This is a genomic window from Streptomyces sp. YJ-C3, from assembly GCF_053891275.1.
In genome coordinates this window covers 4459778-4473258 of the sequence record NZ_CM132685.1, presented here as the reverse complement: position 1 = coordinate 4473258, position 13481 = coordinate 4459778, and the positions used below count along the sequence as shown (strand labels likewise).

Sequence of the window (13481 nt, the reverse complement as noted above, 5' to 3'; positions counted from 1 at the left end):
CGTGTCTGCCAGAGCGTTCAGACCCGTCAAAGCTTCAACTCATGGTCCTTCCACGCCGCGGAGGCGCGTCGCCTCGACGAACCGGTCAATAGCCCTGAGGTCTCGGAGAGTTTCCGGCTCAAGAGCTCCCCGCTCTGCCATCCCTTCGGCCAAGTGCAGAATGAATTCGACGTCGTCTGCGACGGCGGCAGACCTCACTCCGTGAAGGCTAATAGTCGCTAACAGAATGGGCGCTGGCGTCTGCGGTTACAGGTATCCCGTTTCGCCGTCGGCGACGAACCGTGTCAGGGATAGCTCCAGGAGCTCCAGAAACTGCTGTAGGCCATCGGCCACCTTGTCGAACTCCGGTTCATCCAACGACGCCGTCCGTGTCCGGTAGACCGCTCCATCAGGGCTCACGACGTAGGCCAGGCCACCACCGTTCGAGCCGATGACCAGACCGCGGGCCTTTTGGCCTGTGCCGACGTCGACAACTCCGCGCTCCTGGAGCCGCAGCAGGAGGTCATCTGGTGGATCGAAGAAGTAGCCGTTTCCGACGTCCGCCCAGGTGAGGTCGCCGATGATGTCGTAGAAGGTGATCAGGTCAGCCGGTGTAGGAGTGGCTTGGGCAAGAGTGCGAGCCGCGGCTTGATCGTCGTGGTCGGCCGGCCGAACCTCGTTGGTCCCAGGCGGGAAACCGTGCCGATGCTCGAACTCGCCTTTCATGGCCGTGAGAGTGCGGCAGACTCGGTCTGTCCATGAGGTCAGCCAAGCGGGCGAAAGCGATCGGTCAGTCATGAGGCCGGATCATGGCATGAGTCACGGACACCCTGGTGTGACCAGCGGCCTTGCATCCAAGTCTCAACTCAATGCGTTGAGTTGTCGGTGGGTACTGAGACAGCAGGCGAGCTGGAGGAACGCTTCATGGATGTCGGCCCGGCGTTCTCAGCGGATCCGCAGACGTCGGAAGCCGCGCAGCCACGCGAAACTTTTCTCCACGACCCAGCGCTAGGTGCCCAGGCCCGTGCCGTGCGGGGTGCCGCGGTGGGCGATGGCCGCCACGATGCCGCGGGCGCGGAACCGGTCGCGGTAGACGTCGTGGTCATAGCCGCGGTCGGCGAAGGGCCTGCCCAAGGCCTCGAACCTTTGGGTGGGCCGCACGCGCCAGTAGTCAGTAGGGGGTCATCTCATTCAGGCTGCCGCTCTTGCCAGCGCAGTTCACTCCCTCACACGCCGCGGTCCGGGTCATACCAAGGCTCGGGGCGTGCGTCGGCGGACATCGGCAGATGCTGCATCTGCACAGGACCTGGATAGAATGCTGCGCTGTTGGGACCGGTCATGTCTTCACCGATGAGATAGCGGTAGAGCCATTCGGCGAAGCTCATGCGGTGCTCTGCCCAGGTTTCGTCGAAGCTCACCAGGAGCCTGGGGGCACTGATGGCGTCGACGAGGAAAACTGTCTCACCTCGGTCGGTGCTCGCGATCGGCCACAGCCCGTTGCGGGTGCCGAAGGTCAGCTCGTCGAGTCCGAAGAGCTGGCGCGGGTCCTCGTTCGCGTCGAGATCCAGCTCGTCCCATGGCACCTCGGACCATGCTTGGACACTTCTCCGGATCTGCTGGCCCAGGTTCCATCGCTCGGTCGCCGGATGGTGGAGGCTCAGGTGGCCATTGAGCCGGATCGGGGCATAGGCGTCGACCAGGACCTGGTAGTCGGGCGGCAGTTGTATGCCGAGATCCGAATGGAGACGGTCCCAGGCGGCCGGGCCCGCAAAGCGGTTCTGGGCCGGGCCGAGCATCGCCATGACGTCGGGCCGGTAATCGGTCGTACAGTCCTCGATGGTGAGTGCCCGGCTCGGCCCTCCGCGCCAGGCCGGCATCGTATTGGGCCGTGCTTTACGTTTCTCGTCGCGGTGATGATCTTCGCCAGCCTGCGGCATGGGAGTTGGCAGGGTGTTCGGCCCAGAGTGCGCCTGCGGCCTGGCGCACGGCCCTCACGCGGCTGCGGTTTCCTCGTCTTCGCTTGTTGCCCCGGACTGCTGAACGTGCTCGTTGACACGCTGGCCGAGCAGCACGAACAGGAGGACGAGGCCGACGGCCAGGAGGATGTGGCCGAGTCCGGCGGTCAGTGGCACTGCCTCTGCGATGTGGTCCTCGTCGCGGCCCAACACGGTCAGGATTCCGTGCACGCCCATCATCGCGGTCGAGATCGCCAGACCGGCGTTGTAGAACCAGAAGAAGGCGGTGAACAGTCTGGTCCCGGAGAGCTGAAACACCTTGTCCAGGCCGAGGACGATCAGGAAGACGAGCATGCCCAGGGCCAGCAAGTGGGTGTGCATGAGGGCAAGTTGCGTGTCGCCGTGGAAGTCTTCGGCTTTCGTGAACTCCCGGTAGAAGAGTCCCGAGACGACTCCGACGATCATGTAGACGTGTGCCGCGTAGTACGACTTGCGCATGGTGCATCCCCCTGAGTCACCCGTTGCGTGATCGCGTCCATTCAAGCGCTGTCCGACGGGACGTGGTGCCGTTTCGCCGAGACTGACGTTCGAAGTCCGCAGTTGGTACCGGGGGAGGGTGCCGGTGTACTGCGGTGCCCTCCGCTAGTCGCTGACGCGGATGCCGGCACTGTGAACTACCGTTCGGAAGAGGGATGGTGATGGTCTGTGAAGCCATGACGGGGGCGGGGTTCTAGCGTGCGTAGTGCGCGGTGGTCTGTCATGGGTGGGGTGTGTACCGCAGTGACGGGCTTGATGCCGCCGCCCCACGGACCGCTGCGACTACGCCTCTGCCGTCCAGGATCCGCGCCATGCGCGCGGGGGCAATTTCAATGGCCTGATGCGTGACGAGTTGGCGGAAGGGGAAACCGGAGCGTATGTCGTGTGGGGTGAGCCACCCTCTACAACTGCACGCTTGGAACCCCCTCCGACATCGAAGCCCGCGGCGCCTACTCTGTGACGGCCGACGTCATTCCCGGCATTAGCAGTGTCTCGACTCCAGCATGCCGTGGCGCAGGTGCCAACGCGGACTTGTCCGCTCCCTTGCCGACGATGGGCTCGCCGCTGAGGTCCTGGCCGTGGTGTTGTCATCGGCCGCCACCGCCAGCGCGCAGAAGTTGTTCGCCGACTTGTCTAGCTCGTAGGTCGACTGCGCCGACCCCTCGTAGGTGGAAGTGAGGGGGTACTCGTCGCACGACAACCCCTAAGTAGCGATGGGTGAGCGGACAGTGCTGCAACACGGTGTGCGCGCATCGCTTACCTGATCGACGAGAGCGTTCTAGGGTGAGCGCATGGACAACTGTGGAGTCTCGGAAACGAACGACCCCAACCTGTCTGTGGTGTGGGAACAGTACGGGAACGCGGTCCAGTGCGTCATCGTTCACAAGGACGGAAGCGGGCCGGCCCCCGCGCCGTTCATTCTGAACGGGCAGGCCGCACACAACTACCTGCAGCGAGGCTCGTAGCCGTAACCGTCCTGGCCCTGCGAGACCCATCGCCCAGATGCTCGAGCCTTCGTGCTGCTTGTGCCCGACCATCCGCCCGGACTTCGGCCCCCCCCCAAGGGCCTTTCGCGGGCAATGTGCACAGAACAGCTGCAGTTCACCCTGGGAGAAGGCGCTGGGGTGACAGCAGCCCACACGGGGATCGAATCCCCCGCGCTGTCCTTGAATCGGCAGTGAAGGGCGCGGCTTGGATCGACCGGCGACAGAGGGGTCCTGAGTTTGGTTCAGGTGAGTGGCGGCGAAGTAGCGGATGCTCGTGCGGAAGCGTCGAGGAGGTCACTGAGCGACGTGCGAGCGCGTTGCATCTGGGCCATGCGGGCGTCCAGATCCTCTAGTTGCGCCTGTAGGTGTCCCTGGACGCAGACATCGAGCTCGGGGCCGTCGCCGAGAAAGCGGGGCATGAGGTCCCGGATGATCCTGGTGGGGAGACCGGCGTCCAGCAGGGTGCGGATCCGTGTGACCGTGGTCGGGGCATCGGCGGTGTAGTGGCGATGGCCGCCGTCCGTCCGGAGCGACGTGAGCAGGCCCTGATCTTCGTAGTAGCGCAGCAGACGCACACTCACACCCGTCTCACGGGCCAAATCACCGATCTTCATGTGACTCACCTCACGCGCCCCCACCTTGAAGCTCACACTGATGTCAGATCCTAGCGTCAAGGGCATGACGACAACACAAGCGCCCATCTCCCTGTACGGATTCCTGCGCCCCAAGCCTGAACGTGCGCAGGAAGTGCGCCAGCTTCTCGCCTCCCTCGTGGAGCCCACCCGGCAGGAGGAGGGCAATCTGGAGTACCACCTGCACGCACAGGACGACGGCCGGCTCTTCCTGTACGAAGTCTGGCGTTCTCAAGAAGACCTTGATCGGCACAACGCGACCCCACCACTGCGCGCCTTCTTGGACAATCTGCTGGATTTCCTCGAAGAGGCCCCTGACGGCTACTTCAACACCATGGTCAGCGCGTACCCGACGCCCAGCAGCAAGTAGCTCAGCGACCTCGAACCACCGTCGTTCTCCGTTTCTGAGTGCGGGCCGCAGCGGTGTGACGTCCCCTTGAGCGACCCATTTTGGAGAACGACTGTGAGCGGTGCGAGCCGGAGGACACCGACGCAGAGTCGGCGCTGCTCGGGAGGTGGACGTCACAGACATGTGCAAGTGACGGCTGCGTGTGCCCTGCAGGCGGCAAGCCGGCCGGCCGGGCGCACTCCTCGACAGGCACCCAACCCACCACGGTGGAGCGGCCACCATAGATTCGCTGACGATGACTTGGGGACGTCCGGCTCTGCGCGCGATGAGGGAAGCGCTTCAGCCGGTGAACACTGTTCGCAGGTGGATAGGCTTCCGGTAGTTCGGTGCCTACACTTTGGGGGGACGATGCTGGCCGCCGACGACTTGACGTCAGTTGAGGAGCGGTTGGTCCGTGCGGCAGCTCGCGGGCAGGCTGTCGGCCTGCGAGGCGACGGTGTTGAGGATGATCCTGGACGCGGTGCGTCCTGGGGACCGGAGCGGACGATACGGGCCGAGCTGGTGGCGCAACTGCTCACCGACTCCCCGGTTCGCACCCCACTTCGCCTGGCTGGTGCCCGTGTGACCGGCCCGCTGGACTTGGAAGGCGCCGCGCTGGGTCGCTGGCTGCTACTGACCGGCTGCTGGCTGGAGGAACCGGTCAGCCTCGCCCACACCACCGCCCCTCTGATCCGCATGACCGGCTGCCATCTGCCCGGCCTGGACGCCGAGAATCTGCGGATCGACGCCGACCTAGCGTTGGACGAGGGTTTCACCTGCCAAGGCCAGGTCAAGCTGGCCCGGGCTCGGATCGGCGGCATGCTGTCCCTGGCCGGAGCTCTGCTCGACAATCCCGGCGCGACCGCGCTGGACGCCGCGCGACTCACGGCGGACCACCACGTGTGCCTGGGCCACGGCTTCACCGCCCGCGGCGAGGTCCGCCTGGCCGGCGCCCGGATCAGTGGAGACCTGGTTCTCACCGCCGTGCGGATCTCCAACCCGGCGGCACGGCCCTGGCCGCCGACCAGATGGACACAGCGCAGAGCGTGCTCGCCGAGGGGCTGGTGATCGAAGGCGGCGCACACGCACCCGCCGCGCGCATCGGCGGCTCCCTCACTCTCACCGGAGCCAGCCTCACCCATACGGAGAACTGGGCGCTGAGCGTCCCTGGCCTTCAGGTGGCACAAGATGTGCGCCTCAACGACGGCTTCACCGCACGTGGCGGCATCGACGTGCGATCGGCGCACCTCGGCGCGCTCATCCTGGACGGGGCTGAACTCGACAGCCCGGGCGGCTTCGCGTTCGAAGGTGGCTGGCTCACGGTGGACCGCCAGGTCTCTGGCCGTCAGGGCTTCACTGTACGTGGCGAGTTCAGTCTGTACGGCGCTCAGGTTGGTGCCCGGGTGGACCTGCGCGACGCCGCCTTCACCAACTCCGGTGGCCTCGCTCTGGACTTCGAGAGGCTCAACACCTCGGCCTTGTACCTGTTGCCGCATCGCACACCGGACGGAATCGTCGACCTCAGCCACGCGAAGATCGGCACGTTCCACGACGACCCCGCGACGTGGCCCGCGCGCCTCGACCTGCGCGGACTCGCCTACCAGACTCTGGGCAACGACCATCTCCCCGTGCATGCCCGACTGGACTGGCTACAGCGACAGCAGCACGGCTACGCCCCGCAACCCTATGATCAACTCGCTACTGCCTACCGCCAAGCCGGCCAGGAGGACGCCGCCCGACTTGTGGCCATCCACAAGCAGAAGCACCGTCGCCACACACTCAACCCGGCTGGGCGGCTGCTCAACTGGCTGCTGTACCTGACCGTCGGCTACGGCTACCGGACATGGCTGGCAGCCCTCTGGCTCCTCGCCCTGCTCGCCCTCGGGACTGCTGTCTTCGTCCACGCCCACCCGGCACACCTTGCCGCCACAGCCACCCCGGCCCCGGCATTCCACCCCATCGCCTACACCCTCGACGTCCTCGTCCCCATCGTCGACCTAGGACAGCAGAAGGCGTGGGCGCCCACCGGCAGCGCCCTGTACTGCTTCTGGCTCCTGTCGGGCGCGGGCTGGGTGCTGACCACGGCCGTCGTGGCAGGACTGAGCGGAGTCCTCAAACGTAACTAGGGACAGCAGCTGCGTGGACGCGTACGCCTGGCACAGCGAAGACCTGCTCCTGGCCCCCAAGGTGGTATCACTCGATTCGTGCGGTCCGGACGCGTAGCCGAACGGATCAGGATGGGCGGCGTAGCCGGGGAGGCGGCTCATGCAGTCACTAGGTTCGGTTCATGACGATCACGTATGAGTGGCGGGGCGACGTCGACAACGCGGCTCTCAACCGGCTGCATGCTGAGGGGTTCGATCATCCAGTCGGGCGGACGGACTGGTGTGCACGGCTTCAGCGGCACAGCCTGGGCTGGGTCTGCGCCCGGGAAGACGATCGGTCGGTTGGTTTCGTCAACGTCGCCTGGGACGGCGGTGTCCATGCGTTCCTCCTGGACACCGCCGTAGCTCAGCGCAGTCGTGCGAACGGGGTGGGAGCCGCACTCGTTCGGGCGGCTGCTGAGGGATACCGTGCCTCGGGGTGTGAGTGATACATGTCGACTTCGAAGAGCACTTGCGACCGTTCTACGTCGATGCCTGCGGCTTCAGGGAGACGGCGGCGGGATCGATCGCCGTGTGACCTTGGGCCTCCCGGGCCCCCTTCAGACGTGTCCAGCGGACGGGAAGGAAAGAACGTTCAGTCGGCGAGGTGCTCTCAGCCACGTTGCTGGCGGCCGAGTGGGCCTGGTCGGCGACGGTCCGGCAGTGGGCGTGTACTTCCGTCTTGATGAGCGGTGCGGAGATGTAGGCGTTGGCCACATCGAGGCTCACCGTGGCCACGGTCATGCGCCACTGATCGGGCTCGGCGGTGTTGTCGCAGGTCACGACCGTGAAGCGGAAAGACTTGCCCGCGCGCACCGTGCCGGGGACGGTGGCGTCCGCAGGCGCGCCATTGTCCCCGGCGACCATCGACCCCGGGTCCTGAGCTCGAACGCCACTGGCGCTGTCGGCTTGGACCTCCAAGTCGTCCAACGCGCCCCCACCGTCGGCGGATTCACTTCGCTGCCCCGGCGTTGGGTGATCGAACGCACCCTGGGCTGGCTCATGCGCCACCGATGACCGTCTGCGACGTCGCAAGACACCCCCACCGCTCCGCCGCCATGATCGAGCGCGCGGTCCTCGACCTCATGACCCACCGCCTCACCCGCGAAAACACCCCACCTGGCATCACACCTGACGACGCACCAAACAGACACCGCAGAACCAAACGCCCCCTTGGCACCTCAGGGGCGTTGCGCATGGTGCGCGCGTTCCGTGAGGGGCCTGGTGCGCGCCTTGTGCATGATGCGCGACTGCGAGGATGATCTCGGGGAGAACGACAACACCACACGGGGGCCGAAGCCGCACGCGGACGATCCGTCCGTCGTCGCACAGCCGGCCAGCGGTCGCGGACCCCGCGAACGACAGCCAGGATCCAACGCAGAAGGATGTCAGAACGTGCGCTTCGCGCAGCAGATGATCCGCATGATCGGCGGTACGGCCGTGGTGGGAGCCCTGGTGCTCAGCGCCGCGCCCACCGCCTCCGCGGACGACACCAGAGACAAGCAGTGGCAGAACAAGGCCTACAACATCGACGCCGTCCACAAGGAGGCGACGGGCAAGGATGTCACGGTCGCGATCCTCGACAACGGGGTCGACGGCGACCAGGCCGACCTCACCGGCAATGTTCTTCCCGGGAAGCGCTGCAGTGACGACCAGCCCGCCAACAAGGAGACGAAAGACTCCCTTGGCACCAACCTCGCCGCGCTGATCGCCGGTCACGGTCACGGCGCGGGCAACGGCGACGGCATCCTGGGGATCGCGCCGGACGCGAAGATCCTCCCCGTGGACATCTACGTGCGCGACGGCATCATCGCCGGCCACCACCACACCGAGGCATGCGATGCGGACGAGGCGATCCGCTACGCCGTCGACCAGGGCGCTGACGTCATTGATATCTCCCAGTCGCCGGAGGACAACAAGAAGGTGAGGCAGGCCGTCGCCTACGCCCTCGCCCACGACGTCGTCCTCGTCCAGAACGCGGCCGACGACAACGAGGAGGAGCCGAAGGGGCTCGCCAACGTCCCCGGAGTCGCCCTGGTCGGCGGCTCCACGCCGGACGGCAGTGTCTGGCGGGACAAGGACCACGGCTCGAACACCTCCGAGTCCCTGATGTTCACCGCCCCGGCCAAGACCATCAAAGTAGCCAACCCTGATGGCAGTTACGAGACCATCAAGGGCAATGTGTCCGCCGGTGCCATTGCCGCCGGCGCCTTCGCGCTCCTCAAAGAGAAGTTCCCGGACCACACCCCCGGCCAGTTGATCAACCGCGTCATCAAGTCCACGTACATCGCCAAAGGCGTCGACAAGAGCAGGCTCCCGGACGCGGAACACGGCTACGGCGACCTCAGCCCGCACAAGGCCCTCACACAGGACATCGCCAAGGGCCGCGAATCCGGCCCCTGGGACCCGTCCGAGCTGCCCAAGCTGAGCACCGCGGACAAGGCGACTGACAGCGGCTCCGACACCGTGCTCTACGCGGGCATCGCCGGCGGTGCTGTCGTCGTCCTCGCCATCGTGCTGATCGTCGTCCTGAGCTCCCGCAAGAAGAATCGCGGCGGTCCTGGTGGCCCCGGCGGTCCCGGAGCCCCCGGGAGCGGCGGTCAGCCCTCGTTCCCGGCCCAACAGCCGTACCCTGGCCAGCCACAGCCGTACCCTGTTCAGCAGCCATACCCCAGTCAGCAGCCGTACCCCGGCCAGCAGGCGTATCCCGGACAGCAGCAGCCGTACCCGGGGCCGTATCAACAGACGCCTCCGATGCCGGGCGCGTACCCGCAGACGCCCCCGCAACCTCCCTACCGCCAGCAGTAGTTACCGCTGCGGAACACCGATGCCCCCGCGTTCCCGTCGTCTGCCGCAGCCGGCCCGCCATCAGGCCGAGCCGCGCCGAACCACACCCGCCCGCAGCTGCCGTATTGGCGGGCTACGGCTGCGGCGTGTGCGGCGGCCGGGGGAGTGGGCGGGAGGGGGTGCCCCTGGTGGCGGATCACCGGGCAGGGAGAGGAACCGCCGGGTGCCGACTCCGCCGTGTCTGGGCTCAGTTACCGCGCCAACGCCGCGCAGACCACGCTCCGCTCCCGCCGCCCGATGTCGATACCGTGCGCAGAGCGATCGACCAAGACTTCGTGCGGCGTTCACCGTGGCTGCGCCGGTCGACGACGCAGTTCGTGATGTTCCGTGGGACGGGGTTTATGTCTGGCTCGTAGGAAGGGAGCTGGTCGATGGTGAGCCAGTTGTGCTCCACCGCGTGCTTGGCGCATCCCAGCGGCCCGGAGAGTGTTGAGGCCGTATCAGATGAGGCCGATGGGCGCGTTGAGCTGGATGTGGGCGCGCACGATGAGGTCGCGGTAGTCGGGCAGCGATGCTGTCGTGAGCCTTGCCGGTGGCGCCGGGGCCGGTAGGTAAGTCGGGAAGGCGCGCCCGGCCGGTCACAGCACAGGGCGGTGATCGAGGAACGGCTTCGGTACCGCCGCGCCGGTGTGCCCGCGCCGGCCCCAGGCGCGGGTCCTTGGCGGGACCAGCCGTGCCGGTAGCGCAGCAAGATCATTTCGGTGTGGCTGGTCCTTGCGGCCGGGGAGGTAGGGGACCCGCCGATGCGAAGGCGAGAATGTCGCCGACCGCGTCGCGCAAAGTGCCGAAGTGGCGCTGTGCGCCGTCCACCGCCGTCAGGGTGTTGACGTTCCACACCGTCATCCCGGCACGTAGCCCGGACTGCACCCCGGAGGGGGCGTCCTCAATGACCAGACAGTCCTCCGGCTGGGCACCAAGTCGCTCAGCAGCCTGCAGATATGGCACCGGTGACGGCTTGCCTTCCTTCACGGCGGCCGCGTCCACCACGACTTCCGGGACCGGCAACTCCGTCCGCGCGAAACGGCCACGCACTCGGTGCTCATAGTTCGATGTCACCAGCGCCCAGGTTCCGGGCTGCAGAGCCTGGAGTAGTTCCGAGGCGCCGTCGAAAGCTGCATAGACTCCGGTGCGGACATCCTCATCCTCCAATTCGTGCAATGCGGCAAGGCACTCTTGGGGGTCCTGGTCCGGAGCGATCTGGGCGAATGTCTCCATCGGCCGGGTTCGGAGCGCCACTCGATAGACCTCATCCGGCTCCAGTCCGTATCGCTCTGCCCACGTTCGCCAGACCAGACGCTGATTGTTCAGGGCATCGATCAACGTGCCATCGACATCAAACAGGACATACCGCATGGCAGCGTTCGGGCGAGCTTCAGTCATCACGTGCCGATCGTGCCATCCGGCCCTGAACAGGCAGTTCGCGGGACAGTCCTGCCGCGCTTCTGGTGGCGCGCCACGTCTTATTCGGCTGTGACAGTGCGAGCTCAGAATATTCCTTGACAAGAATATTCGTGATGGAGAATGCTAGTGAGTATGGACGCACTCCTCACCGCACTCGCCGACCCGGCCCGCTGGCGGCTCGTGAGCCTCCTGGCCGAGCGGCCCCGCTCGGTCGGCGTCCTCGCCCAGCTCGCCGAGGCCCGCCAGCCACAGACGACCAAGCACCTCCAGACCCTCGAGCGTGCCGGCGTGGTCACCTCCCAGCGCACCGGCCAGCGCCGCATCTATGCTCTGCGGCCCGAGCCGCTGCGGGAGTTGGCGGCCGCGCTCGGCCACCTCGCCGACACCGCGCAGCGGGGCGATGGCCCGCGCGCGGCGTTCGACCGGTACGGGCTGAGCCTGCGCGCGGAGCGGCTCGCGGCGGGGGAGCCGGGGTGGGCGGACGGCCGCTCGTTCAGGTTTCTACGTCCCCTGGCGGAGCGCCCCGAGCTGGTGTGGCGCCACCTGACCGAGGCTGCTCTGCTCGCCCGGTGGTGGACGCCCGACGACCTGCGCGTTGCCGAGCTCGTCTTCGAGGCACAGCCGGGTGGGCGGATCGTCCAGGAATACCGCGACGCCGAGGACACCGAGGACCTGGGCCCGGTCGCCGGGCGCGCGGAGGGCGTCGTCGAGGACGTCCGTCCCGGTGAGCGGCTCACCTATCGGCTCTCGCCCCGGCTTCCTGATGGCGGCGTGGCCTTCACCGCCCACGTCGGCCTCGACCTGCGGCCCAGCGGTACCGGCACGGACCTCGACGTCCAGTACCGGATCACTGACAGCACCGTGGACTCCGCCGACTTCATCGCGGGCATCGAGATCGGCTTCGGCCAGAGCCTCGACAAGCTCGCCGCGACGTTCAGCGCGGCACCGCACACCACCGACGGCGCCGAGCGCGCCGCGAACGCAGCGAACATAGAGAGCCCCGAAAGCACCGTGAGTACCGACACGAGGAGCACGAAGTGACTGAGCAGGCTGGCGGCCGCAGGGTCGTCACGAACATCGCACTCTCCCTCGACGGCCGTTACGCGAAGCCGGACAACCCGCTGGACATGGGCTGGGTGATGCCGTTCGCCGTCACCGACGTCGCCCGCGATCACCTGACCAGCCTGTGGGAGCCGGCGACGACGGCCCTGCTGGGCCGGGTCAACGCCGAGGGCTTCCTGGGTTTTTGGCCCACCGTCATCGGCATGGAAGGCGCCGACCCACGCGACGAGGGCTTCGCCAAGTGGCTCGTCGATGCCGACAAGGTGGTCCTCTCCTCCACTCTTCGCGCAGCGCCGTGGGAGCGGACGAGGCTCGCCCACGGACCGACCGCCGACGTGGTCAGGGACCTCAAGGCGGCCGAGGGCGGCGACATCCTCGTCCTGTCCAGCGCGAGCGTCATCAAGGCGCTGCTGGCCGCCGACCAGGTGGACCGCCTGGCGTTCACGGTCTTCCCCGTGTTCCTCGGCGGTGGCCCCAGGCTGTTCGACGACGGCCTGCCTGCGGGAGCGTGGACGCTCGTCAGCCAGAGCGCGGGGGAGCACGGCACCACCGCCCTCGTCTACGACCGGCTGCGCTGATGTGGCGCGCCGACGTCGCCCCGAGGCCAGGGCCCGCATCGGCGCTGTGCTCCGCGCCGCTCACGACCTGTGACCGTACCTCGCCCCAGGCCTTGCCCCTCCTTCCCTGATCGAGCATGTCGCCGTAGCCGGGGTGTCTGCCCCCTGGTCAGGGGTGTGCGTCCGATGGGGGGGCGGCATCGGCGGTGAAGCGGCGGGCTATGAGATGCGAAGTGTGCTGATCAGAGGCGAACGTCACGGACCTCGAGGTCAGGCGGCAAGTCGCATTCCGCACGTTGAAGAGCCTGCTGGATGGGTCTGATAGGGATGAGGCCCCAGGGTGCCTTGCTCTTCGCATGCTGACGGCTAACCCGGTAGACGAAGAGCGCTGCGCCCGCACCCAAGACGGATAGCTGGATGGCTCCCACAATGCGCCACTGCACGGCGAGAAGAGAGTAGAGGGCTCTCGCATGCGCTCAGGATGCTCGGCCGGTGCGTCTTCCACACGAGCGCTTCCACGCCGCCTGCATTCCGACCGCCAGCACTGCCAGTTCCCTCGCTATGCCAGGAGCTCGCATTCGTCGCAGAACCTCAGCAACTCCACGCTCATCGCCCCCCCCACGGCGCACCCGTCAGGTGCTCGGACGGTTCTTAGGGCTCTGGCTCACCTTTGTTGTCGGATACTGTGAGCCGTCGTCAAGTGTCGACCCGTCAGAGAACGCGAGTGCCCCTGATGATGCCGCCCTTCTGCGCCATATGCTGTGTTCCCTACCAGCGTTCAGGCTTTGCATACGAGGACTTCACTCTCGTGTACTTCCGGCCCACGCAGACCTATCCAGATGACTGGGCTGGTCACCCGGATCACTGTGAGTGGTTCTGCCCCTCACATCTACCTCTCACGAAGGGCCTGACGCATCTGCCGGCCGTGGAAGCCTTGGCGCACATCAAGGCAAACCTGCGCGAGACGACAGACCAGGGAAACTAGGGTCGGTC

Annotated in this window: 12 protein-coding genes and 2 pseudogenes; 7 read left to right on the top strand and 7 right to left on the bottom strand. The window is 66.7% G+C overall.

Annotated features, from left to right (window positions below; translation table 11 throughout):
* Positions 1-246: 246 nt before the first annotated feature.
* The 5 genes and pseudogenes from ACVHNB_RS20045 to ACVHNB_RS20025 form a co-directional block, all read right to left on the bottom strand.
* Entirely contained in the window at positions 247-705 is a 459-nt protein-coding gene (locus tag ACVHNB_RS20045) for an SMI1/KNR4 family protein (protein ID WP_456228808.1), read from the bottom strand.
* Positions 706-840: 135 nt separating this feature from the next.
* A pseudogene (locus tag ACVHNB_RS20040) lies at positions 841-1161 on the bottom strand (transposase); the annotation flags it as partial.
* A 44-nt stretch (positions 1162-1205) separates the two neighbouring features.
* On the bottom strand, positions 1206-1916 hold the full coding sequence (locus ACVHNB_RS20035; protein ID WP_456228807.1) for an SMI1/KNR4 family protein: 711 nt from the start codon (positions 1914-1916) through the stop codon (positions 1206-1208).
* A gap of 54 nt (positions 1917-1970) precedes the next feature.
* Entirely contained in the window at positions 1971-2432 is a 462-nt protein-coding gene (locus ACVHNB_RS20030; protein WP_428957372.1) for a DUF2871 domain-containing protein, read from the bottom strand.
* A 1267-nt stretch (positions 2433-3699) separates the two neighbouring features.
* The gene (locus ACVHNB_RS20025; RefSeq protein ID WP_456228806.1) at positions 3700-4071 is read right to left on the bottom strand and encodes a MerR family transcriptional regulator; all 372 of its coding nucleotides are present in this window, start codon (positions 4069-4071) and stop codon (positions 3700-3702) included.
* Between the two features lie 64 nt (positions 4072-4135).
* Here ACVHNB_RS20025 and ACVHNB_RS20020 point away from each other — a divergent pair, with 64 nt between their 5' ends.
* The 4 genes and pseudogenes from ACVHNB_RS20020 (at position 4136) to ACVHNB_RS20005 (ending at position 7159) form a co-directional block, all read left to right on the top strand.
* Positions 4136-4459, top strand: coding sequence for a putative quinol monooxygenase (locus ACVHNB_RS20020; RefSeq protein ID WP_456228805.1), 324 nt, complete (start codon positions 4136-4138; stop codon positions 4457-4459).
* 600 nt (positions 4460-5059) lie between these two features.
* Positions 5060-5545, top strand: coding sequence for a hypothetical protein (locus ACVHNB_RS20015; RefSeq protein ID WP_428957375.1), 486 nt, complete (start codon positions 5060-5062; stop codon positions 5543-5545).
* Positions 5524-6603, top strand: coding sequence for a hypothetical protein (locus ACVHNB_RS20010; RefSeq protein ID WP_456228804.1), 1080 nt, complete (start codon positions 5524-5526; stop codon positions 6601-6603). Before ACVHNB_RS20015 ends, ACVHNB_RS20010 begins: the two co-directional genes overlap by 22 nt.
* Before the next feature lie 161 nt (positions 6604-6764).
* Positions 6765-7159 (top strand): annotated as a pseudogene (locus ACVHNB_RS20005) (GNAT family N-acetyltransferase).
* Here the strand turns inward: ACVHNB_RS20005 and ACVHNB_RS20000 are convergent.
* Positions 7105-7488, bottom strand: a complete 384-nt coding sequence (locus tag ACVHNB_RS20000; protein ID WP_456228803.1) for a hypothetical protein — start codon at positions 7486-7488, stop codon at positions 7105-7107. The pseudogene ACVHNB_RS20005 and the gene ACVHNB_RS20000 overlap by 55 nt on opposite strands.
* Before the next feature lie 528 nt (positions 7489-8016).
* Here ACVHNB_RS20000 and ACVHNB_RS19995 point away from each other — a divergent pair.
* Positions 8017-9429 (top strand): S8 family peptidase, encoded by a 1413-nt coding sequence (locus ACVHNB_RS19995; protein WP_456228802.1) that lies wholly within the window; start codon positions 8017-8019, stop codon positions 9427-9429.
* A 732-nt stretch (positions 9430-10161) separates the two neighbouring features.
* On the opposite strand, the gene ACVHNB_RS19990 is transcribed toward ACVHNB_RS19995, so the two are convergent.
* Complete coding sequence (locus ACVHNB_RS19990; RefSeq protein WP_456228914.1) at positions 10162-10848, bottom strand: HAD family hydrolase; 687 nt, start codon at positions 10846-10848, stop codon at positions 10162-10164.
* A gap of 153 nt (positions 10849-11001) precedes the next feature.
* Between ACVHNB_RS19990 and ACVHNB_RS19985 the strand changes: the two genes are divergently transcribed.
* A complete protein-coding gene (locus tag ACVHNB_RS19985; RefSeq protein ID WP_456228801.1) occupies positions 11002-11910 on the top strand; it encodes a metalloregulator ArsR/SmtB family transcription factor in 909 nt (302 codons plus the stop codon).
* Positions 11907-12509 carry a dihydrofolate reductase family protein gene (locus ACVHNB_RS19980; protein WP_428957382.1) on the top strand — a complete coding sequence of 201 codons (603 nt, stop codon included), beginning with the start codon at positions 11907-11909 and terminating at the stop codon, positions 12507-12509. Before ACVHNB_RS19985 ends, ACVHNB_RS19980 begins: the two co-directional genes overlap by 4 nt.
* Positions 12510-13481: the final 972 nt, after the last annotated feature.

Coding starts and splice junctions, on each gene's coding strand:
- ACVHNB_RS20045 (WP_456228808.1), bottom strand. CDS start 705: ATGAAAGGCGAGTTCGAGCATCGGCACGGTTTCCCGCCTGGGACCAAC.
- ACVHNB_RS20035 (WP_456228807.1), bottom strand. CDS start 1,916: ATGCCGCAGGCTGGCGAAGATCATCACCGCGACGAGAAACGTAAAGCA.
- ACVHNB_RS20030 (WP_428957372.1), bottom strand. CDS start 2,432: ATGCGCAAGTCGTACTACGCGGCACACGTCTACATGATCGTCGGAGTC.
- ACVHNB_RS20025 (WP_456228806.1), bottom strand. CDS start 4,071: ATGAAGATCGGTGATTTGGCCCGTGAGACGGGTGTGAGTGTGCGTCTG.
- ACVHNB_RS20020 (WP_456228805.1), top strand. CDS start 4,136: ATGACGACAACACAAGCGCCCATCTCCCTGTACGGATTCCTGCGCCCC.
- ACVHNB_RS20000 (WP_456228803.1), bottom strand. CDS start 7,488: ATGGTCGCCGGGGACAATGGCGCGCCTGCGGACGCCACCGTCCCCGGC.
- ACVHNB_RS19990 (WP_456228914.1), bottom strand. CDS start 10,848: ATGACTGAAGCTCGCCCGAACGCTGCCATGCGGTATGTCCTGTTTGAT.
- ACVHNB_RS19985 (WP_456228801.1), top strand. CDS start 11,002: ATGGACGCACTCCTCACCGCACTCGCCGACCCGGCCCGCTGGCGGCTC.